We start from the raw sequence: 22,289 nt of genomic DNA, 5'->3' as shown, positions 1-22,289 counted from the left end.
CCTCATATGGGTTTTGTTCTCTAAATTGGTTTGAAGGGAGAAAAAAGAAATGAATAATGACTTGAAACAAAGCAGCTCTGAAAATGAAGAGCAAGACAAGCCGAAGGAAGGACAGTCCTCAGCTCTAATTGAGAAAATTCAACAGTTAGGACAAACGAATGTCCCGCAGCTATCTCAGGACTCTAAGATTCACTGTTTAACCATTGTTGGTCAAATAGAGGGGCATCTACAACTGCCTCCACAAAATAAAACAACGAAATACGAGCATCTTATTCCTCAAATTGTCGCAATTGAACAAAACCCAAAAATTGAAGGGCTTTTAGTTATATTAAACACAGTAGGCGGAGATGTTGAAGCGGGACTTGCTATATCTGAAATGCTTGCCTCCTTATCAAAGCCAACGGTATCAATTGTGCTCGGCGGAGGGCATTCAATAGGAGTTCCGATTGCTGTTTCATGTGACCATTCATTTATTGCGGAAACAGCGACAATGACCATCCATCCGATAAGATTGACTGGCTTAGTTATCGGAGTGCCGCAAACCTTTGAATACTTAGATAAAATGCAGGAGAGGGTCATTAATTTTGTTACGAAGAACTCGAATATTTCTGAAGAGTTTTTTAAGGAATTAATGTTTGCTAAAGGAAATTTAACGAGAGACATTGGCACGAATGTAGTAGGGAAAGAGGCTGTTGAGAGCGGATTAATCGATAGCGTGGGCGGAATTGGTCCTGCAATGAAGCGGTTAAATGAGTTGATAGACCTTAATAAAAAGAATAATGAAGGAATAGTCCAATGATCCTCTATACGATGATGCCACAGGAGCTTATTTACCAAACAAACGAGAGTGAATTTGATAAACAAAAAGTCGTATCCTATCAAGGGATTCCAGTGCTGGTGAATATAGATGATGGCCAAACCGGCACGGTTGTCCGGATTATGAGCAGTGATCCTGCACACTTTATGAATGAAGCATGTTTCCCAGGAACAAAAATCAGTTTAACATTACAGTGAATGAAGGCAATATGTTATAATAGATTTAACTTCAGGGCAGCCATCATTTGGCTGCTTTCTTCTTTCAATACATATTATTAGCTTTCATACACAGGATTCCATGCATGTTTCATAAATCTATTGTTTAAGATGAAAATAAGAAGATAATACAAGGTGATCATATGGCCAAAAAGAAGCGAAGACATTCCAGAAAAAAGGAAAATATTAAAACAACTATTAAGTTTGAGCTTATTGGTCTCATCCTGCTGGCTTTAGGGGTTATTGCTTTGGCAAAACTAGGGAAAGCTGGGGATTGGACCGTGCTATTCTTCCAGTTTTTTATGGGGAATTGGGATAAATTGGGTATATTAGGCATGATGGTTTTTGCAAGCTATATTATGTGGAAAAGGACATTGCCCAATTTTTTTAGCACGAGATTGGTTGGTTGTTATTTAATCATTTGTTCTATTCTATTATTAAGTCATACTACCCAAGTTGAATTATTAACGAATAGCGGCAAAGTACAAAACCCTAGTGTGATTAAACAAACCTTCGAAATGTTTGAGATGGTAAGGAATAATGAAACAAGCACAAAGGAATTATATGGTGGCATGATTGGAGCTATCCTCATCGCCGTATTCTTTTATTTATTTGATGTTGCTGGAGCCAAATTTATTGCCCTAATAATGATTGTCATTGGAATTACATTAATAACTGGCAGAACCTTTGGAGAAGCATTTGGAAAGCTTTTAACTGCTATTGGGCATTTTTTGAAAAAGCAATGGGATGCCTTCATTAATGATATGAAAGAATGGGGCAGAAACTTTAAAGAGAAAAGAGTCTCAAGGAGAGAAAAGGCAACAGAACGTAGAAGCAAAATACAGGAAGAGAACAGAACAGAACCTGTTATAAAAATAAATAGTGCGGTCGAGCAAATGGAAGATTCACATCCGGAACCGATCATTTCTAGTTTTGTTGAAAAGGCAAACTATGAACAGAACAAACAGGTAGAAACAGAAACAACAACAAGGGCGGCAAACCAGTCAGATTCAGACTCGGGGATTCCCATCACATTTACTGAAGTAGAAAACGAGGATTATGAATTGCCGCCTATTAATCTGCTCAAGCTGCCCAGACAAACCGATCAAAGCGGTGAATATGAGTTGATACATGCAAATGCCGCAAAGCTTGAAAGGACTTTTCAAAGCTTCGGTGTAAAGGCAAGAGTAACTCAAGTTCACCTTGGTCCAGCTGTAACGAAATATGAGGTCCATCCCGATGTGGGGGTAAAGGTCAGCAAGATTGTTAGTTTGAATGATGATTTGGCCTTGGCACTTGCAGCAAAAGATATTAGAATCGAGGCTCCGATTCCTGGGAAATCCGCGATAGGGATAGAAGTTCCCAATTCCGAAGTTGCTATGGTTTCACTTAGGGAAGTCATTGAAGCGAATCAATATGAGAAGCCAGATTCAAAACTATTAATTGGCTTAGGCCGAGATATTACGGGCGAATCGGTTTTAGCAGAATTAAATAAAATGCCCCATTTATTAGTAGCTGGTGCAACCGGCAGCGGAAAAAGTGTGTGTATAAACGGAATCATTACAAGTGTATTAATGCGGGCAAAGCCTCATGAAGTGAAATTAATGATGATTGACCCAAAAATGGTTGAATTGAATGTGTATAATGGGGTTCCCCATTTGCTTGCGCCTGTTGTTACTGATCCAAAAAAAGCATCACAAGCATTAAAAAAAGTAGTAAATGAAATGGAAAGACGGTATGAGCTATTTTCGCATACAGGAACAAGAAATATTGAAGGATATAATGACTATGTTAAAAGGCATAATGCGGAAGAAGACGCACAGCAGCCGCTGCTGCCTTACATTGTCGTGATTGTAGACGAGCTTGCTGATCTGATGATGGTGGCATCCTCTGATGTAGAGGATGCGATCACAAGACTTGCTCAAATGGCGCGTGCTGCTGGAATACATTTAATTATTGCTACCCAGCGCCCTTCAGTTGATGTTATTACAGGGGTTATTAAGGCAAATATTCCTTCGCGGATTGCCTTTGCTGTTTCATCTGCGACTGATTCAAGGACGATTCTCGATATGGGTGGAGCCGAGAAATTACTTGGCAGAGGAGACATGCTCTTCCTTCCAGTCGGTGCATCTAAGCCTGTCCGTATTCAAGGCGCCTTTTTATCAGATGAGGAAGTTGAGGATGTAGTAAACTTTGTGATTGAACAGCAGAAGGCGCAATACCAAGAAGAGATGATTCCTGATGAGATTCCAGAAACAACATCAGAAGTTGATGACGACTTGTACGATGAAGCAGTTGAGCTTATTTTAGAAATGCAAACAGCTTCCGTCTCCATGCTGCAGCGCAGATTTCGAATTGGCTATACGCGGGCTGCCCGCCTCATTGATGAAATGGAAGCTAGAGGTATCGTTGGTCCTTATGAAGGCAGTAAGCCGCGGGCTGTACTGTTAGGCAAGCCATCTGAAGAAGCAAGTTCATAGACCTTAATCTGAAAGACTCGTTTGATCAAAACGGGTCTTTTTGACTGTAAAAAAATGATTTGTGTGAAATGTGTTATACTAATATAATTACAATTGGATGACATTCCACCTATTGTATGATGCGTTTTTTACTATTTTTTAATAATTTCTATTTCATTATGATCTAAAAAGTGTTATAGTATTTTCGATTAGTAGGAAAGATTGAACATCAGATGTCTGATGTCTCCGAGAAAATTGGTTGGAGGAAACTGCATGTCCATTAAGTCAGATAACCGGCATTTATATTTACAAGTGATTGATCGCTTAAAACAAGACATTGATGATGGGAAGTACAAAGAAAAAGAGAAGCTTCCGTCAGAATTTGATCTTGCCAAGCAACTTGGCGTAAGCAGAGCAACTCTTCGTGAAGCGCTTCGTATTCTTGAAGAAGAAAACGTTATCATACGAAGACATGGAGTTGGGACGTTTGTAAATGCAAAGCCATTATTTACATCAGGAATTGAACAGTTAAATAGTGTGACTGACGCGATATTGAATGCAGGAATGAATCCAGGAACCATTTTCTTAAGTTCATCTACAATTGGACCGACTGAAGAAGATATTCGCCGTTTTTCATGTTCTGAGGATGAAGAAATTATTGTGATCGAAAGGGTAAGAACGGCTAACGGTGAACCTGTGGTGTATTGTATTGATAAAATTCCAGTTCCAATTCTTGCTGACTCATTCTCACATGAGCAGGAGTCATTATTGAATTTACTGGAAGAAAAGGCAAATCGAAAAATTACGTACGCCATCACCCAAATCGTCCCGCTCGGTTATCATGAGAAAGTTTCCCCAATCTTAGAGTGTGATCCTGAAACTGCTTTGCTCGTACTTAAGCAAATGCATTTTGATGAAACGGATGAGCCCATTCTGTATTCAGTCAATTACTTTAGAGCGGATAAGTTTAGCTTCCAGGTTCTTAGGAAAAGGTTATAGTTCACTCCTAGGAAAAATAAGCTATTAGTAGCTCTAAGGCTTTTCTACTATCAGATAATTATAATTATAGGGGGTCAATACCTTGAAGAAGCGAAAATTTGGTTTAGCGCTATCACTAGTGCTGGCAGCTGGAACAATTTTAGGTGCTTGTGGAAAGTCTGAAGAAAAAGAAGGCGACACAGCTACAACAGAAAAGAATGAAAGTACTTTCTCTGTGGCAATGGTTACAGATGTTGGTGGCGTGGATGATAAATCATTTAACCAATCAGCATGGGAAGGCCTTAAAGAGTTTGGTCAGAATAACGGACTTGAACAAGGTAAAGGCGGATTCGATTATCTGCAATCTAAATCAGATGCTGACTATTCTACTAACTTAAACAAACTTTCTCGTGAAAAATTTAGTTTAGTATTTGGTGTTGGTTTCTTAATGGTAGAAGACATTAATACAATTGCGGGTCAGCAAAAGGATACTCATTTCGGGATTATTGATGGTGTTGTTGAACAGCCAAACGTTGTAAGCGTTCTTTTTAAAGAGCAAGAAGCGGCATTCCTTGCTGGTGTAGCGGCTGCAAAAGCAACAAAAACTAATCAAATTGGCTTTATTGGCGGAATGGAGATTCCAGTAATTGAGCGTTTTGAATCTGGCTTCTTAGCAGGTGTACAATCAGTTAACCCTGACATTAAAGTAAACGTACACTACACAGGAGCATTCGACAAAGCTGAACTAGGAAAAACAACAGCTGCACAAATGTATTCTTCAGGTATTGACGTAATTTTCCACGCTGCTGGCGGTACGGGCAACGGGTTATTTACTGAAGCAAAAGACCTTAAGAAGAAAGATCCAGCAAGAGAGATTTGGGCAATTGGTGTTGACTCAGATCAGACTTTAGAAGGTGTAGTTGAAATTGATGGCAAAAACCATAATGTGATCCTTACATCTGCTATGAAAGGTGTAAAAACAGCTGTAATCGATATTTCTGAAAAGTCTAAGGCTGGAAACTTCCCTGGCGGTCAAACATTAGTATATGGCTTAGCTGAAGAAGGCGTAAATTTAGCGCCAATTAATGAAGAAGTTTCTAACAAGGCTGATATCGAATCTGCCGTTAATGAATGGTCAGAAAAAATTAAGAGCGGTGAAATTACAGTACCTGGTACTTTAGAAGATCTTAAAAACTTTTAATGCTCATTATGGAGAAATGATTCGGAGCTTTATAATATTAAATGTAAATCTCCCATCTTTTTGTTGAGGAATAAGCGGGTTGGTAAACCGGCCCCTTATTCCTTTTTTAAATTCAATGGAAATTTAATTGAAGTGTAGAACAACTTCTTTCTACATTTCACTTAAGGTTTTATTGGACTACATGATTTAATTAGAAAAGTCTGACATCCTACTACCAATACTTTCCTTTTATCTTGGGCAAGGAGTGAAAATAATGGATTACGTAATTGAAATGCTCAATATTCGAAAAGAGTTTCCTGGGATTGTTGCAAACGATAACATTACCCTTCGATTAAAAAAAGGTGAAATTCATGCATTATTAGGTGAAAATGGTGCTGGCAAATCAACGCTTATGAATGTCCTTTTTGGATTGTACCAGCCCGAACAAGGTGAGATCCGCGTAAATGGAAAACCTGTAAAAATCACAAATCCTAATATAGCAAATGACTTAGGAATTGGAATGGTGCATCAGCACTTTATGCTTGTTGACACTTTCACGGTTACGGAAAATATCATTCTTGGAAAAGAAACGACTGCTGGCGGAAAGATTGATATAAAAAAAGCTGAAAAAGAAGTAAGAGAAATCTCTGAAAAGTACGGCCTGGCAGTTGATCCAAGGGCGAAGATTGCTGATATTTCTGTTGGGATGCAGCAGCGCGTGGAAATCTTAAAAACATTATATCGCGGTGCAGAAATTCTTATTTTCGATGAACCGACAGCCGTTTTAACACCACAGGAAATTCATGAGTTAATCCAAATCTTAAAAGCATTAATTAGCGAAGGGAAATCGATCATCTTAATTACCCATAAATTGAAAGAAATTATGGAGGTTTGTGATCGAGTAACCGTTATTCGCAAGGGCGTTGGCATTGGAACGGTAGATGTCAGCGAAACGAACCCGAATGATCTTGCAAGCCTTATGGTTGGCCGTGAGGTTGAATTTAAGACGGAAAAGATAGAAGCACAGCCCAAACAGGATGTTCTCGTTATTCATGATCTGCACGTTAAGGATTCACGAGGACTCCCTGCTGTAGAAGGATTAAGTCTTACAGTTAAAGCTGGTGAGATATTAGGAATTGCTGGGGTAGATGGGAATGGACAAACGGAATTACTTGAGGCTATTACAGGACTAAGAAAATCTGAAAGTGGTTCCATAAAGCTTAATAACAAGGAACTTAGAAATCAGCCGCCTAGAAAAGTGACGGAATCTGGGTTAGGCCATATTCCCCAGGATCGTCATAAGCATGGGCTGGTACTCGATTTTCCAATCGGAGAAAATATGGTTCTCCAAACCTATTATCAACAGCCTTTCTCAAAAAATGGGGTATTAAACTTTAAAGAAATATATAAAAAGGCAACAGGGTTAATCCAAGAATATGATGTTCGAACTCCAAGTGAATTTACATTAGCGCGGGCATTGTCCGGCGGGAACCAGCAAAAGGCAATCATCGGCCGTGAAATTGACCGTAATCCAGATTTGCTTATTGCTGCCCAGCCTACACGAGGATTAGATGTTGGTGCAATTGAGTTTATTCACAAACGCTTGATTGACCAGCGTGATCAAGGCAAGGCAGTCTTGCTTTTATCCTTCGAACTCGATGAAATTCTAAATGTGAGTGATCGGATTGCCGTTATATATGAAGGGAAAATTGTTGCGATTGTTGATCCAAAACAAACGACAGAACAAGAATTAGGGTTGTTAATGGCCGGTTCGAAACGGAAGGAAGCAGGTGAAAAAGCCGATGTCTAATCGCTTGAAAAATATGATTGTCCCCCTTTTAGCTGTTCTATTAGGGATAATTGCCGGTACCATTATTATGATTGCTACCGGCTATAATGCTGGTGATGCATTCTATGCATTATGGGACGGTGCCTTTGGAGATATTTATTATTTTGGGGAAACCATTAGACAGGTGACGCCATATATACTTGCTGGATTGGCCGTTGCTTTTGCGTTTAAAACGGGATTGTTTAATATCGGGGTAGAAGGACAGCTCATTGTTGGATGGCTTGCAGCCGTCTGGGTAGGATTCGCGTTTGATCTCCCGAAGGTTATCCATCTGCCTTTAGCAGTCTTGGCTGCAGCAGCTGCTGGAGCACTATGGGCATTTATCCCAGGGTTTTTAAAAGCTCGTTTCCGTGTTCATGAGGTTATTGTAACCATAATGTTAAATTATGTGGCTTTACATGTAGCCAATTATTTCGTTCGTTCGGTTTTTTCTGAAAAGAGTGATCGTACTCCCAATATTCATGAAACTGCTTCTTTGCGTTCACCTTTTCTAGAAAGTCTAACAGATTTCTCCCGCTTACACTGGGGAATAGTCATTGCCCTGTTCTGTGCATTTTTAATGTGGTTTATTCTTGAGAAAACGACTAGGGGTTATGAATTAAGATCAGTTGGTTTTAATCAGCATGCTTCTGAATATGCGGGTATGAATGTTCGTTCTAATATTATTTTATCAATGGTGATATCAGGTGCCTTTGCAGGACTAGCTGGCGCCATGGAAGGGCTTGGCACCTTTGGCTATACAGCGGTAAGGGGCGGGTTCACAGGTGTAGGATTTGATGGAATTGCTGTAGCCTTGCTCGGTGCAAATGGGCCTATTGGCATTGTTTTAGCTGCACTATTATTTGGCGCTTTAAAAGTAGGGGCGTTAAATATGCCACTTGAAGCAGGCGTCCCTAATGAACTTGTTGATATTATCATCGCATTAATTGTTTTCTTTGTTGCAGCTAGTTATATGATTAGAATCTTCATTGACCGTATTGGTAAAAAGGGGGTGAAGTAAGTGGGCATCATTGATATGTTAGCAATCATTATTCCCTCAACAATGCTTTGGGCAGCACCACTTATTTTCACAGCATTAGGCGGAACCTTTTCAGAGCGTTCAGGAGTTGTAAATATTGGGCTTGAAGGATTAATGGTTATCGGCGCTTTTTCAGCTATTGTCTTTAACCTTACATTCGCAAGTACCTTTGGGAGCTTGACTCCATGGATTTCGTTACTTGCAGCAATGGTAATCGGAGCGTTACTTTCGGTTTTCCACGCCATTGCATCGATTACATTTAGAGCGGATCAGGTTGTTTCCGGTGTTGCTATAAATCTGTTGGCGATCGGAGCAGCATTGTTTCTCGTTAAGTTTATTTATGGTAAAGGTCAAACGGATGCTATTCAAAAAGGTTTCCATAAGATTGATATTCCCATTTTAGGTGATATTCCACTAATCGGAAGATTGTTTTTCTCAAATACGTACTATACTTCTTATGTAGCGATCATTGTTGCCTTTATTGCGTGGTATGTTATTTTTAAAACCCCATTTGGATTAAGATTGCGGGCTGTCGGTGAACACCCAATGGCTGCTGATACAATGGGGATAAATGTAACAAAAATTCGTTATATTGCGGTTATCCTTTCTGGTGCGCTAGGCGGTATCGGCGGCGGCATATATGCTCAGTCTATTACTTCTGACTTTAGTCATGCGACTATTAGCGGTCAAGGCTTTATGGCTCTAGCTGCAATGATTTTCGGTAAATGGCATCCACTTGGGGCTATGGGTGCTGCCTTGTTCTTCGGATTCGCTCAAAGCTTGAGTATTATCGGTTCGAGCTTGCCATTCTTGGAAAATATTCCGAATGTCTATTTATTAATTGCACCATATGTGTTAACAATTCTAGCCTTAACAGGATTTATCGGACGTGCCGATGCGCCAAAAGCATCAGGTGTCCCATATATTAAAGGTTCACGTTAATTTCCTTAAGACCTCATTATTTGAGGTCTTTTTTTCGTACCTAGTATCACTTTTTCCATTTAAGTTAATAACTTGAAATAAGGAATTAGGGCAAGTTATATTTAGATTAAGATTTAATTCAAAAAGTTTGAGGAAAATAACCACAATTAAGTTACATATGATAGTAAAGCAAATAATATTTACAGGATGATTAGGAGGTCAGAATATGGCAATTTTATCAGAAGCCGTTAAACCGATGAATGGCTATAAACTTCATATTGTAAAAACCGAAAAATACAAAACAAATACGATCGTTTGGAAGATGAAAGCCCCGCTGAATAAAGAATCTGCTACGCTCAGGGCTTTACTTCCATATGTACTGCAGAGCAGCAGTGAAAAATATCCTACCACTGGGAAGCTGCGTTCTTATTTAGATGAGCTTTATGGAGCGACTTTTTATGTAGACCTGTCGAAAAAAGGTGAGTACCATATCATTAGTTTTTCATTGGAAATTGCTAATGAAAAGTTTTTATCTGACAGTACCCCGCTTCTAAAGGAAGCATTTCAATTTTTATCAGAGATTTTAACGAAACCAAATGTTCAAGGAAATGCTTTTGATAAAGGCACTGTAGAGAATGAAAAAAGGACATTAAAACAAAGAATTCAATCTGTGTATGACGATAAAATGCGTTATTCCAACTTTCGTCTTGTTCAAGAAATGTGTAAGGATGAGCCATACTCATTGCATGTTCATGGTGAAAAGGAAGACGTAGACCCGATTACCCCAGAGAGTCTTTATGAATATTACCAGAATTCTTTAAATCAGGACGAAATGGATCTTTACGTGATTGGGGACGTAAATGTGGAAGAAGTAGAGGGATTTGCACAGGAGTTATTGCAATTTGTTGATCGAACTCCACAGCTAATCCATTCTTCTGCATTTAGAGAAAAGAATGATGTTCATGAGGTAATCGAAAACCAAGATGTAAAGCAAGGAAAATTAAATATCGGCTATCGGACAAATATTGTATATGGGGACGAGGATTACTATGCTTTACAAGTTTATAACGGAATATTTGGAGGTTTTTCACATTCCAAACTATTTATCAACGTAAGGGAAAAAGCAAGTCTTGCTTATTACGCGGCAAGCAGGCTAGAGAGCCATAAAGGCATATTAATGGTAATGACAGGAATTGATAATAAAAATTATGATCAGGCTGTCAGTATTATTCATGCACAAATTGAAGCGATGAAAAATGGTGACTTCACTGAGGAGGAATTAAACCAGACGAAGGCTGTAATTAAAAACCAGCTGCTCGAGACCATTGATACATCTAGAGGGATAGTAGAAGTCCTATATCATAACGTAGTCTCCCAGAAAGATATATCCATTCAGGATTGGATGGACAAAATGGACCTGGCTACAAAAGAAGATATTGTTGCCGTTGCTAAGAAGATCACTTTAGATACGATCTATTTCTTAACTGGGAAGGAGGCAGGAATGTAATGGAAAAAATTACATTTGAACAGCTAAAGGAAGAATTGTATTTTGAGAAACTTGAAAATGGTTTAGATGTATACATCCTACCAAAAGCGGGTTTTAATAAAACATATGCGACTTTTACAACGAAGTACGGATCTATTGACAACCATTTCATTCCTCAAGGAAAAAAAGAGTACGTTAAAGTTCCCGATGGAATTGCCCACTTTTTAGAGCATAAGCTTTTTGAGAAAGAAGATGGAGATGTCTTTCAGCAATTTAGCAGGCAGGGAGCATCTGCTAATGCATTTACTTCTTTCACAAGAACAGCCTATTTATTCTCGAGCACATCGAATGTAGAACAAAATCTTGAAACATTAATTGATTTTGTTCAATATCCATATTTTACAGAACAGACAGTTGAGAAAGAAAAGGGAATCATTGGACAGGAAATTACGATGTATGATGATAATCCCGACTGGCGCTTGTATTATGGTTTAATTGAAAATATGTACCAAAATCATCCGGTGAAAATTGACATCGCTGGTACGATTGAAACGATTTCTCATATTACGAAAGATCTGCTTTATGAGTGCTATCATACGTTCTACCACCCAAGTAATATGCTTTTATTTATTGTAGGACCTGTAAATCCAGACAGTATTATGAAGCAAATAAAGGATAACCAAGCAACTAAAGATTATAAGGAACTGCCGGAGATCAATCGAAAATTCGAAGAGGAACCTGAACAGGTTGCTAAGAAAAAGCAAGTGTTGCAAATGAATGTTCAAACATCCAAATGCTTAGTCGGCATTAAGGCGAAGAATGTGAATAAATCTGGCAAGGAATTATTGAAAACAGAGCTAAGTTTAAATGTCATGCTCGACATTATATTTGGAAAAAGCTCTGATCACTATAGTACATTATATAACCAAGGGTTAATTGATGATACGTTCTCGTTTGATTATAGCCAGGAAAAAAGTTTTGGATTTGCAATGGTTGGCGGAGATACAAATGATCCAGATAAGCTTGCTGAATCATTAATGAATATTCTTTTAAAAATGAAAGAAAAAGGAGCCATTTCAGAAGAGAGCTTAGAACGAACGAAAAAGAAAAAGATTGGCGCTTTTCTGCGGGCAATAAACTCTCCGGAATATATTGCGAATCAATTTACAAGATATGCCTTTAATGAAATGAATTTATTCGATGTTGTTGCTACTTTGGAAGCAATAAAAATAGAAGATATTGAAAGCATAGCAAGTGAGTTTATTTCAGAAGACAGATTTTCTGTTTGTCAAGTTGTTCCGAAAGGTTGATTAACAAAAACAATAGGACGATAATAAGGAGAAAGCGCCTTTCATTGGCGCTTTCTTTCCTTTTTATTATAGAGCATGGAGTGAACAGGATGAGGAAATATGCATTAATTACGGGAGCAAGCGGTGGGATCGGGGAAGCGATTGCAGTTAAATTAGCGGCAGAAGGCTATCATTTATATTTGCACTATCATGAGAATAAGAAGGCAATTGAAACGCTAATGGAGCAGCTTAGAGCATTTGGCGGTGAGTATATTCCAATTCAGGCAGATTTATCTTCAAAAAGTGGCTATAAAAAGCTTGTAAAAAATATTTTTTCAATTGATGCCATTATACATAATAGCGGGATAAGCCATTACGGTCTTCTATATGAGCTTGAAGACAGCATGGCAGAAAAGCTGATTAACCTTCATGTTACAACACCGCTCATGCTTACAAAGCAATTACTGCCTAAATTATTGGCCAAAAGAAGCGGAAATATCATTGTCATCTCTTCCGTATGGGGTCAAACAGGAGCTGCTTGTGAGGTTGCCTACTCTACTGTTAAAGGGGCCCAAATATCCTTTGTTAAAGCATTAAGCAAGGAGCTGGCCTTTAATGGCATCAGAGTAAATGCTGTAGCGCCAGGTGCCGTGCAAACAGCAATGATAGAGGGATTCTCTTTTGATGAGCTTGAAGCGCTAAAAAATGAAATTCCAATGGGGAGACTTGCTTCACCTGAAAATATTGCTGATTCGGTTTCATTTCTTCTGTCAGAAAAATCATCTTATATAACAGGACAAGTGCTCGCCGTAAATGGCGGTTGGTATACTTAATCAATTGCTGAAAGGTTCCAAAGAAATCATGAATATTTTTTCTCTCCAATAAACAAAATAACTATGTACTGAAGTGTACAACACAGTTTTTAAAGGAGGATATACTCATGTCTGTACTTGAAAATTGGCAGCAATGGAAAGACTTTCTAGGTGATCGTCTAGACCAGGGACAGCAGCAGGGAATGAATAAAGACACCATTAATACCCTTGCCTACCAAATAGGAGACTACTTAGCGAAACAAGTAGATCCGAAAAATGAACAGCAGAGAATTCTCTCTGATTTATGGTCCGTTGCTGACAAAGATGAACAGATGGCCATTGCAAATATTATGGTTAAACTGGTTGAGAACAACGGAACACAATAATATATGGAAAAAAAGAGAGGAGCACCCTCTCTTTTTTTGTGCTATTTAATGAATATATCTCTAACGAAAATCTATTTTTATGATGTTCTGCTTTGTTTTTCCTTTCATCTTTGTTCGAAATCATTTATTATAAAAGTGCGTATTGATAAGAGGACAAATAGGTCTTTCATTTCCAACCTATTAAACGTAAAGGGAAGTTTAGGAACGGTACTTAAGGAGGTAATTAATTTTGAGTAAAACAGAGTGGTATTTAGAGTATGAAATCCAAAAAAACCGTCCCGGTTTGCTTGGTGATATTTCTTCCCTTTTAGGTATGCTTTCCATAAACATCGTTACGATCAATGGTGTTGATGAAGGCCGCAGGGGGCTATTAATTCTAGCAGAAAGCAATGAACAAATTGTTCGGCTAGAGTCTATTTTACACACAATGGATACAATAAAATTAATTAAACTCCGTAAACCCAAATTAAGGGATCGTCTAGCTGTTCGGCACGGAAGATACATACAAAGAGATGCAGATGATAAAAAGACTTTTCGTTTCGTAAGGGACGAGCTTGGACTATTAGTTGACTTTATGGCAGAATTATTTAAGCAGGATGGGCACAAACTAATAGGTATAAGAGGAATGCCTCGTGTAGGGAAAACCGAATCAATCGTTGCTTCAAGCGTCTGTGCGAATAAACGGTGGTTATTTGTTTCCTCCACCCTTTTGAAACAAACGATTCGCAATCAATTAATTCATGATGAGTATAACGAAAATAATCTATTTATTATTGATGGTATTGTCTCTTCTAGACGAGCAAATGAACGCCATTGGCAGCTTGTTCGTGAAATTATGAGTATGAATGCAGTTAAAGTGGTTGAGCATCCAGATATTTTTGTGGAAAACACAGAGTATTCGATTGAAGATTTCGATTATATAATTGAGCTTCGCAATGATCCTGAAGAGGAAATAAAATATGATATTGTCGATAAAACCAAAATGATCTCCGAATCGGACTTTGGAGGCTTTGATTTTTCGTAAGTTGGAAGGTGTTAAAAATTGTCAGAACTTGGGGTTAAGTTAAAAGAAGCCCGATTGGCTAAAGGATTAAGTCTCGATGACTTGCAAGTGATTACTAAAATTCAAAAGCGGTATTTAATTGGCATTGAAGAAGGAAATTATAGTATGATGCCTGGGCAATTCTATATTCGGGCTTTTATTAAACAGTATGCAGAAGCGGTTGGACTGCAGCCGGAAGAGCTATTCGAACAGTATAAATCGGAAATTCCTCCTACTACTAATGAGGATATTCCTGAAAAACTGTCCAGAGTACAATCAAGAAAAGATATTACTTCAGGCGGTTCAAAGGTATTTGATATTCTTCCGAAAATATTAATTGCCGTGTTTATTATAGGTGCTGCAGCCGTTGTTTATTACTTCGTCACCCAAAAAGGGGATGGAAATGAAGATCAGGATCTTGCGGATAATAGCGGAAGTGAGCAAGTTCGGCTTGAAGAATCAGAAAACTTCTCCAAAGATTCTAATACTAATTCCGATGTTGCCTCTGATAAAGAATCTTCAAATCCGGATGAAGAAAATGAGGCAACAGAGGATGAAGCCAAAGAGGAAACACCTCTTGCACCGAAGCAAGAACTTGTTGTCGTTGAAACTAGCGGCAAAAATTCAATATATGAATTGAAAAATACAGATAAGTTTGAATTGAAGGTTGTTTCGACTGGAAAGACATGGGTTAGTGTCAAAAATGGAAAGGGAACTTCTTTCTACCAAGGAACATTAACAAAAGGGGACACTGAAAGTCAGCTTCTCGATTTTTCAAAAGAGACTGAAGCTGCGCTTATCATTGGGAACTCCCTTGAAACTGAGATTTATGTGAATGATGAAAAAATTGCTTTTGCCGTTGATCCGGCTCAGGTTGTGACGCAGAATATTACCATTCGCTACTTAACGAGCAACGAATAGTCATCTTTTGATGACTATTTTTCACTTTTTCTCATCGCTTATTACACACTGGAGGTAAATCATGAATCTGCCTAACAAAATTACTATTTCAAGAATTTGCCTTATCCCATTATTTTTAATTATCATGCTCGGTCCATTTTCATGGGGTGAGGTGACTATGCTAGGGACTACGCTACCCGTGACCCATTTAATTGGAGCGCTTGTATTTATTTTTGCCTCTGCTACAGACTGGGTGGATGGTTATTACGCAAGGAAGCTTAACCTCGTAACAAACTTTGGTAAGTTCCTTGATCCATTGGCAGATAAGCTGCTAGTTTCTGCTGCCTTAATCGTTCTTGTAGAACTGGGGTTTGCTCCATCATGGATTGTGATTATTATTATTAGCCGTGAATTTGCGGTAACTGGATTACGTCTTCTTCTAGCTGAAGGGGGAGAAGTAGTAGCAGCAAATATGTTAGGGAAAATCAAAACATGGGCACAAATAGTGGCGATTTCAGCTTTGCTTTTACATAATATTATTTTTGAAATGTTCTCTATTCCGTTTGCTGATATAGCCCTTTGGATTGCCATGATCTTTACGATTTGGTCTGGCTGGGATTATTTCATAAAAAATAAGCAAGTATTTTCTAATTCAAAATAGATTCAGTAAATGAAGGTGGCGTCCCGAATGAATGCAGAAATCATTGCTGTAGGTTCTGAACTATTGCTAGGTCAAATTGTTAATACAAATGCTAAGTTTTTGTCGCAGCAGCTTGCTGATTTAGGCATTAATGTTTATTATCATACAGTCGTAGGAGATAATCCGAAGCGTCTAAAGGCTGCGATTGAAATAGCCGAAGATCGCTCTGATTTTCTTATTTTTACTGGTGGTTTAGGGCCAACGAAGGATGATTTAACGAAGGAAACGATTGCTAATCATTTGAATAAGCAGCTGATCATGGATGAACAAGCGCTTAAATTAATTGAACTCTATTTTGAACGTTCCAATCGGGTAATGACTGAAAATAATAAAAAGCAAGCGATTGTCTTAGAAGGTTCACAAGTATTGCCAAATGAGCATGGAATGGCGCCTGGAATGTTTCTTGATGCAAAAAATCATATGTATATGCTTCTTCCGGGGCCTCCAAAGGAAATGGAACCGATGTTTCTGAAGCATGGGTACCCGCTCCTGCGCTCAAAGCTTTATGAAGAAGATGTCATTGTGTCGCGAATTTTAAGATTCTTCGGCATTGGTGAAGCTCTGCTTGAAACAGAAATAGAAGATTTAATTGATACCCAATCTAATCCGACTATTGCCCCTTTAGCTTCTGATGGAGAGGTAACACTCAGACTTACCGCGAAGCATAAGCAGATGGAAACGGCTCTTCAATTATTGGATGAAACAGAGGAAGCTATTCTCTCTCGTGTGGGAGAATATTTTTATGGCTATGACGATACTTCTCTTATGAATGAGACCATTAAATTAATTAAAGAAAATGGCTTAACTATCAGCTGCGCTGAAAGCTTAACTGGAGGAATGTTTCAACAGACATTTACATCCATTCCAGGTGCCGGCTCCTATTTAAAGGGTGGCGTCGTGTGCTATACAAATGAAGTGAAAGTAAATGTACTGCATGTACAGCAAGAGACCATTCATAAAGAAGGTGTCGTCAGTGCACAATGTGCAATGGAACTGGCTGCAAATGTTGCGGATCTTATGAATTCGGATATAGGGATCAGCTTTACTGGTGTAGCAGGTCCCGATGAACTGGAAGGCAAGGCTGTTGGCACAGTCTTTATAGGGATTTATTTGAAGGGGAAGTTAAAACTAGCAGAAAAGTTAAATTTGGGAGGAACAAGAGAAGCCATTCGGGTTAGAAGTGTGAAATATGGCTGTTACTTTCTAATGCGGCATATGAAAGCCATGCAGAATGTCAATTAAGGCATTCTGTTTTTTTATTACGCTATAAAATATTTGACAACTTTCTATAATTTCATTTTCTATACGATGTACACTATGAAAATATTAATTTCAGCTAGTTGAAATATGATTTTCATTCATTCTAAGCAGTGAAAAAAAGACGAATGAATGTTCGAATTTATTCTCGACAAACGAATAAAAAACAGTTATAGTAAAGATAGGTTTTCAAGATCAAATGTAAACAAATGTGTGTTTTGTTAAGATAAAGGAGGAAGAAACATGAGCGATCGTCAAGCAGCACTTGAGATGGCATTAAAACAAATAGAAAAGCAATTTGGTAAAGGCTCTATTATGAAACTGGGAGAGCAGACGGATCGAAGAATTTCTGCCATTCCGAGTGGTTCACTAGCATTGGATGCAGCACTTGGGATAGGTGGTTACCCTAGAGGGCGGATTATCGAAATTTACGGTCCTGAGAGCTCAGGTAAAACAACTGTGGCATTACATGCTATTGCAGAAGTGCAAGCAACTGGAGGACAAGCAGCATTTATTGATGCAGAACATGCGCTTGATCCAGTTTACGCGCAAAAGCTTGGCGTAAATATTGATGAGCTGCTGCTTTCTCAGCCTGATACAGGTGAGCAGGCATTAGAGATCGCTGAAGCACTCGTAAGAAGCGGTGCAGTAGATATACTAGTTATAGACTCTGTTGCAGCTCTTGTTCCAAAGGCGGAGATTGAAGGGGAGATGGGAGATGCCCATGTCGGACTGCAAGCTCGTCTAATGTCCCAGGCGCTGCGTAAACTTTCCGGTGCAATTAATAAATCGAAAACGATTGCTATTTTCATCAACCAGATTCGTGAAAAGGTAGGAGTTATGTTTGGAAATCCTGAGACTACTCCAGGTGGACGTGCTCTTAAATTCTATTCAACTATTCGTCTAGAAGTACGACGTGCTGAACAATTAAAGCAAGGCACTGATATAGTGGGAAATAAAACAAAGATTAAAGTAGTCAAGAATAAAGTTGCCCCTCCGTTCCGTGTGGCAGAAGTGGATATTATGTATGGAGAAGGAATATCGAAGGAAGGCGAGATTATTGACTTAGGATCTGAGCTTGATATCGTCCAAAAAAGCGGCTCTTGGTATTCTTACAATGAGGAACGTTTAGGGCAAGGCCGTGAAAATGCCAAGCAATTCCTGAAGGAAAATAAAGATATTCTTTTACAAATTCAAGCTCAAATACGTGAGCACTATGGACTTGATAGTGTGAAAACATTTAATGATGACGAGGAACAAGAGGAATTTCAACTAGCTGACTAATTCCGAGTTTTCTGTAAAGTAAGCAAAGCCGCCTTAACTAGTGCGGCTTTGCTTTTTTTAAATTAGGCTGTGTTAAAGAATGCTATTGATTTTAGACCACTGTTGATTGCAGTGGAAGGCACTCGATCCTCAAAAATGCATTCGCATTTTCTTCGTGCGGTGTTTATTCGCGGAGGATTATTCAATGTCCTGTGGGAGAAGCGAATCAGACGAGACCCCGCAGACACGAAGTGTCGAGGAGGCTCGGCGGTCGCCCGCGGAAAGCGAAGTGCCTGGAACGGAAATCACCAAACATGTTTAACAGAGCCTTGGAATAAAAAATTCCAAAATGAATTAATGAGATATATGCATAATAACTAGCGCCCTAGCGACAAAGCCTTGACAATGAAATTCCACACCTTTACAATTAAAAATGTATATTTTACATTTTATGATGAATGAAAACGTTGAAAAGCCTTTGTGCTGTATGTTGAATGGGACAATATACATGCCGACACTTTAAAAACGTAACACAAAAAAGTTCATAGCAAGAGGAGGTGAAATGATGGAACTATTAACAGCAATCATCATCTCCAGTTTGCTTGGCCTATTCGTCGGTGCAGTTGTTAGCTATTTTGTTTGTAAGTCCATTGCTCAAGCAAAGATCGCAGGAGCCAAAGATTCTGCGGAGCAGATTTTGGAAGATTCTAAGCGTGAAGCAGATGCTTTAAAGAAAGAAGCCTTGCTTGAAGCAAAGGATGAGATTCACAAGCTTCGTACTGAAGCGGAGCGTGAAATTCGTGATCGAAGAAATGAGCTTCAAAAACAAGAAAATCGTTTACTGCAAAAAGAAGAAAATCTTGATCGTAAAGATGAAACGTTAGATAAACGTGAAACACTTTTAGAGAAGAGGGACGATTCTCTTAACAAAAGACAACAGCATATTGAAGAGATGGAAAGCAAAGTGGACGAGATGGTACGAACACAACAGGCTGAACTAGAACGCATCTCAGGCTTAACCCGTGAAGCGGCTAAGTCCATCATTTTAGAGCGCGTAGAGCAAGAAGTGGCTCATGATGTCGCCATAATGATTAAAGAGAGCGAGATTAGAGCGAAAGAAGAAGCCGATAAGAAGGCGAAGGATATCTTGTCACTGGCAATCCAACGATGCGCAGCGGATCATGTTGCAGAAACAACAGTTTCTGTAGTTAACCTGCCTAATGATGAAATGAAGGGACGGATAATTGGCCGTGAAGGCCGAAACATTCGTACTCTTGAAACGCTTACAGGAATTGACCTTATTATCGATGATACACCAGAAGCTGTCATTTTATCAGGATTTGATCCAATTCGCCGTGAGACTGCCCGATTAGCTTTAGACAAGCTTGTACAGGACGGTCGTATACATCCTGCTCGCATTGAAGAAATGGTCGATAAGGCACGCCGGGAAGTGGATGAGCATATCCGTGAAATTGGTGAGCAAACGACCTTTGAAGTGGGTGTACATGGACTCCATCCGGATCTTATTAAAATTCTCGGGCGCTTGAAATTCAGGACAAGCTACGGTCAGAATGTATTAAAGCATTCGATGGAAGTCGCTCAATTATCAGGATTACTTGCAGCAGAATTAGGGCAGGATGAGGTTCTTGCGAGACGAGCAGGCTTGCTTCATGATATTGGAAAGGCCATTGATCATGAAGTGGAAGGAAGCCATGTTGAAATTGGGGTTGAGCTTGCAACGAAATATAAAGAGCACCCAATTGTAATTAACAGTATTGCTTCACACCATGGGGACACTGAGCCTACTTCAATCATTGCCGTACTAGTAGCTGCAGCTGATGCGCTTTCAGCAGCAAGACCAGGTGCAAGAAGAGAGACGTTAGAAAATTATATTCGACGTCTTGAAAAGCTTGAAGAGATTTCCGAATCTTATGATGGCGTTGAAAAGTCATTTGCCATTCAAGCTGGCCGAGAAATTCGTATTTTAGTCAAACCTGAACAAATTGATGACCTTGAAGCCCATCGTTTAGCGAGGGATATTCGAAAGAAGATTGAAGAAGAGCTTGATTATCCAGGACATATAAAAGTTACGGTTATTCGTGAAACACGAGCCGTGGAATATGCGAAATAAAGCGGTGCTTAGCATCGCTTTATTTTTTTCCAAGCAAAATACATAAATAAACTGTAAGAACGGGTGGGATTATAAACATTAACTGCCTATTCCGGCATAATAAGAAGAATTTAGCAAAGAAGGGACAAAAATATGAACATATTATTTGTAGGGGATGTTGTTGGCTCACTAGGGAGAGACATGATAAAGGAATATGTTCCAAAGCTTAAGGAAAAATACCGTCCACAAATGACGATTATTAATGGGGAAAATGCTGCAGGAGGCAAAGGCATTACAGAAAAGATTTACCGAGGCTTCTTGGAAGCAGGAGCACAGGCTGTCACACTCGGAAACCATACTTGGGATAATAAAGAAATATTTGATTTTATTGATAGGGCAAAATATTTAGTTCGTCCTGCAAACTTCCCAGAAGGAAACCCAGGGAATGGGATTGTTTATGTGAAATATAATGCAATGGAAGTGGCGGTTATCAGCTTGCAAGGGCGAACATTTTTACCTGCGATTGATTGTCCGTTTCGAAAAGCAGATGAACTTGTTCTTGAAGCACGAAAAAGAACACCAATAATATTTGTGGATTTTCATGCAGAAGCAACAAGTGAAAAGCAGGCGATGGGGTGGTATCTTGATGGGAGGGTTTCAGCAGTCGTTGGAACTCATACTCACGTGCAAACAGCAGATCATCGCATTCTGCCGAATGGAACTGCTTATATGTCAGATGTTGGCATGACAGGACCATATGATGGGATATTAGGAGTAGAAAGGGAAGCCGTGTTAAAAAGATTTATTACCAGCTTGCCTGTCAGATTTGAAGTCCCGAAAGAAGGCCGTTCACAACTTAGTGCTGTGCTGATTGAAATTGATAATCAAACCGGGACAGCAAAGAAAGTGACTCCGATATTAATTAATGAGGATCATCCTTTTTATTCTTAACTAATAACTGTGTCTATTTGCCGAAAATGGTAAATGAGATGCAGTTATTTTTTGCTTAGAGGTGTCCATCCATAAAGGAATAATTCCATAATTTTGTCCAAGCCGGAATATGTGAATTGAGAAATGAATATAGTAGCAATGGAATGATCTATACCTGATATGTTCATTTCCAAAAGAAGGCATGTAGGAAGCTTTGGTCATGAACATGCGGGAGGGGAAAACAAGGAGGAGCTAGGAATGGAAATATTAAAAGTTTCAGCAAAATCTAATCCTAATTCTGTAGCTGGTGCGCTTGCAGGTGTTTTGCGAGAAAGAGGCGGCGCAGAAATCCAAGCGATTGGTGCGGGCGCACTAAATCAAGCGGTTAAAGCAGTAGCTATCGCAAGAGGATTTGTCGCGCCTAGCGGAGTGGATTTGATTTGTATCCCGGCATTCACAGATATTAAGATTGATGGGGAAGAACGGACTGCTATTAAATTAATTGTAGAGCCAAGATAAAGAATCTTTAATGAAAGCTGACCTGTTGCATAAATGCAAACAGGTCTTTTTTTGCGATGAAAATAGGCTGTGAAGCTTACACGGCATCAACTTAATTATTATACTGATTTCAAAAATAAAATATTCAAATTTTCACCAAAATTAGTCTGAAAGGGTTG

Annotated in this window: 20 protein-coding genes; all 20 read left to right on the top strand. The window is 39.0% G+C overall.

The window, feature by feature from the left end; translation table 11 throughout:
* Positions 1 to 49 precede the first annotated feature (49 nt).
* Positions 50 to 799 carry a ClpP family protease gene (locus tag AR328_RS02100; RefSeq protein WP_066288862.1) on the top strand — a complete coding sequence of 250 codons (750 nt, stop codon included), beginning with the start codon at positions 50 to 52 and terminating at the stop codon, positions 797 to 799.
* Positions 796 to 1,014, top strand: a complete 219-nt coding sequence (locus AR328_RS02095) for a YlzJ-like family protein (RefSeq protein WP_066288856.1) — start codon at positions 796 to 798, stop codon at positions 1,012 to 1,014. The genes AR328_RS02100 and AR328_RS02095 overlap by 4 nt, the downstream gene beginning before the upstream one ends.
* A gap of 161 nt (positions 1,015 to 1,175) precedes the next feature.
* Positions 1,176 to 3,512 (top strand): FtsK/SpoIIIE family DNA translocase, encoded by a 2,337-nt coding sequence (locus AR328_RS02090; protein WP_066288850.1) that lies wholly within the window; start codon positions 1,176 to 1,178, stop codon positions 3,510 to 3,512.
* A 252-nt stretch (positions 3,513 to 3,764) separates the two neighbouring features.
* Complete coding sequence (locus tag AR328_RS02085; protein WP_066288847.1) at positions 3,765 to 4,490, top strand: GntR family transcriptional regulator; 726 nt, start codon at positions 3,765 to 3,767, stop codon at positions 4,488 to 4,490.
* 82 nt (positions 4,491 to 4,572) lie between these two features.
* Positions 4,573 to 5,670, top strand: coding sequence for a BMP family lipoprotein (locus AR328_RS02080; protein ID WP_066288843.1), 1,098 nt, complete (start codon positions 4,573 to 4,575; stop codon positions 5,668 to 5,670).
* Positions 5,671 to 5,923: 253 nt separating this feature from the next.
* Positions 5,924 to 7,459 carry an ABC transporter ATP-binding protein gene (locus AR328_RS02075; protein WP_066288840.1) on the top strand — a complete coding sequence of 512 codons (1,536 nt, stop codon included), beginning with the start codon at positions 5,924 to 5,926 and terminating at the stop codon, positions 7,457 to 7,459.
* Positions 7,452 to 8,498: an ABC transporter permease gene (locus tag AR328_RS02070; protein WP_066288834.1), complete on the top strand. Its 1,047-nt coding sequence runs from the start codon at positions 7,452 to 7,454 to the stop codon at positions 8,496 to 8,498. The genes AR328_RS02075 and AR328_RS02070 overlap by 8 nt, the downstream gene beginning before the upstream one ends.
* 15 nt (positions 8,499 to 8,513) lie before the next feature.
* Positions 8,514 to 9,458, top strand: coding sequence for an ABC transporter permease (locus tag AR328_RS02065; RefSeq protein WP_442854425.1), 945 nt, complete (start codon positions 8,514 to 8,516; stop codon positions 9,456 to 9,458).
* 205 nt (positions 9,459 to 9,663) lie between these two features.
* On the top strand, positions 9,664 to 10,944 hold the full coding sequence (gene yfmF, locus AR328_RS02060) for an EF-P 5-aminopentanol modification-associated protein YfmF (RefSeq protein WP_066288829.1): 1,281 nt from the start codon (positions 9,664 to 9,666) through the stop codon (positions 10,942 to 10,944).
* Complete coding sequence (yfmH, locus tag AR328_RS02055; RefSeq protein WP_066288824.1) at positions 10,944 to 12,233, top strand: EF-P 5-aminopentanol modification-associated protein YfmH; 1,290 nt, start codon at positions 10,944 to 10,946, stop codon at positions 12,231 to 12,233. The genes yfmF and yfmH overlap by 1 nt, the downstream gene beginning before the upstream one ends.
* Before the next feature lie 89 nt (positions 12,234 to 12,322).
* On the top strand, positions 12,323 to 13,045 hold the full coding sequence (gene ymfI / locus AR328_RS02050; protein ID WP_066288822.1) for an elongation factor P 5-aminopentanone reductase: 723 nt from the start codon (positions 12,323 to 12,325) through the stop codon (positions 13,043 to 13,045).
* Positions 13,046 to 13,152: 107 nt separating this feature from the next.
* Positions 13,153 to 13,410, top strand: a complete 258-nt coding sequence (locus AR328_RS02045; RefSeq protein WP_066288810.1) for a DUF3243 domain-containing protein — start codon at positions 13,153 to 13,155, stop codon at positions 13,408 to 13,410.
* 229 nt (positions 13,411 to 13,639) lie between these two features.
* Positions 13,640 to 14,434 (top strand): DUF3388 domain-containing protein, encoded by a 795-nt coding sequence (locus AR328_RS02040; protein WP_066288804.1) that lies wholly within the window; start codon positions 13,640 to 13,642, stop codon positions 14,432 to 14,434.
* Positions 14,435 to 14,452: 18 nt separating this feature from the next.
* Positions 14,453 to 15,373 carry a helix-turn-helix domain-containing protein gene (locus AR328_RS02035; protein WP_066288798.1) on the top strand — a complete coding sequence of 307 codons (921 nt, stop codon included), beginning with the start codon at positions 14,453 to 14,455 and terminating at the stop codon, positions 15,371 to 15,373.
* Between the two features lie 61 nt (positions 15,374 to 15,434).
* On the top strand, positions 15,435 to 16,013 hold the full coding sequence (gene pgsA / locus AR328_RS02030) for a CDP-diacylglycerol--glycerol-3-phosphate 3-phosphatidyltransferase (protein ID WP_066288794.1): 579 nt from the start codon (positions 15,435 to 15,437) through the stop codon (positions 16,011 to 16,013).
* Between the two features lie 27 nt (positions 16,014 to 16,040).
* A complete protein-coding gene (locus AR328_RS02025; protein WP_066288788.1) occupies positions 16,041 to 17,294 on the top strand; it encodes a competence/damage-inducible protein A in 1,254 nt (417 codons plus the stop codon).
* A gap of 258 nt (positions 17,295 to 17,552) precedes the next feature.
* Positions 17,553 to 18,593, top strand: a complete 1,041-nt coding sequence (gene recA / locus AR328_RS02020) for a recombinase RecA (RefSeq protein WP_066288783.1) — start codon at positions 17,553 to 17,555, stop codon at positions 18,591 to 18,593.
* Between the two features lie 544 nt (positions 18,594 to 19,137).
* On the top strand, positions 19,138 to 20,703 hold the full coding sequence (gene rny / locus AR328_RS02015) for a ribonuclease Y (protein ID WP_066288780.1): 1,566 nt from the start codon (positions 19,138 to 19,140) through the stop codon (positions 20,701 to 20,703).
* A gap of 132 nt (positions 20,704 to 20,835) precedes the next feature.
* The gene (locus tag AR328_RS02010) at positions 20,836 to 21,633 is read left to right on the top strand and encodes a TIGR00282 family metallophosphoesterase (protein WP_066288777.1); all 798 of its coding nucleotides are present in this window, start codon (positions 20,836 to 20,838) and stop codon (positions 21,631 to 21,633) included.
* Between the two features lie 237 nt (positions 21,634 to 21,870).
* Positions 21,871 to 22,131 (top strand): stage V sporulation protein SpoVS, encoded by a 261-nt coding sequence (gene spoVS / locus AR328_RS02005; RefSeq protein ID WP_009791522.1) that lies wholly within the window; start codon positions 21,871 to 21,873, stop codon positions 22,129 to 22,131.
* Positions 22,132 to 22,289 lie beyond the last annotated feature (158 nt).

This window comes from Bacillus sp. FJAT-29937 (assembly GCF_001509555.1).
GTDB lineage: Bacteria > Bacillota > Bacilli > Bacillales > Cytobacillaceae > Cytobacillus.
Note: the sequence above shows the minus strand (reverse complement) of the source record. Positions and strands in the feature narration are given on the sequence as shown.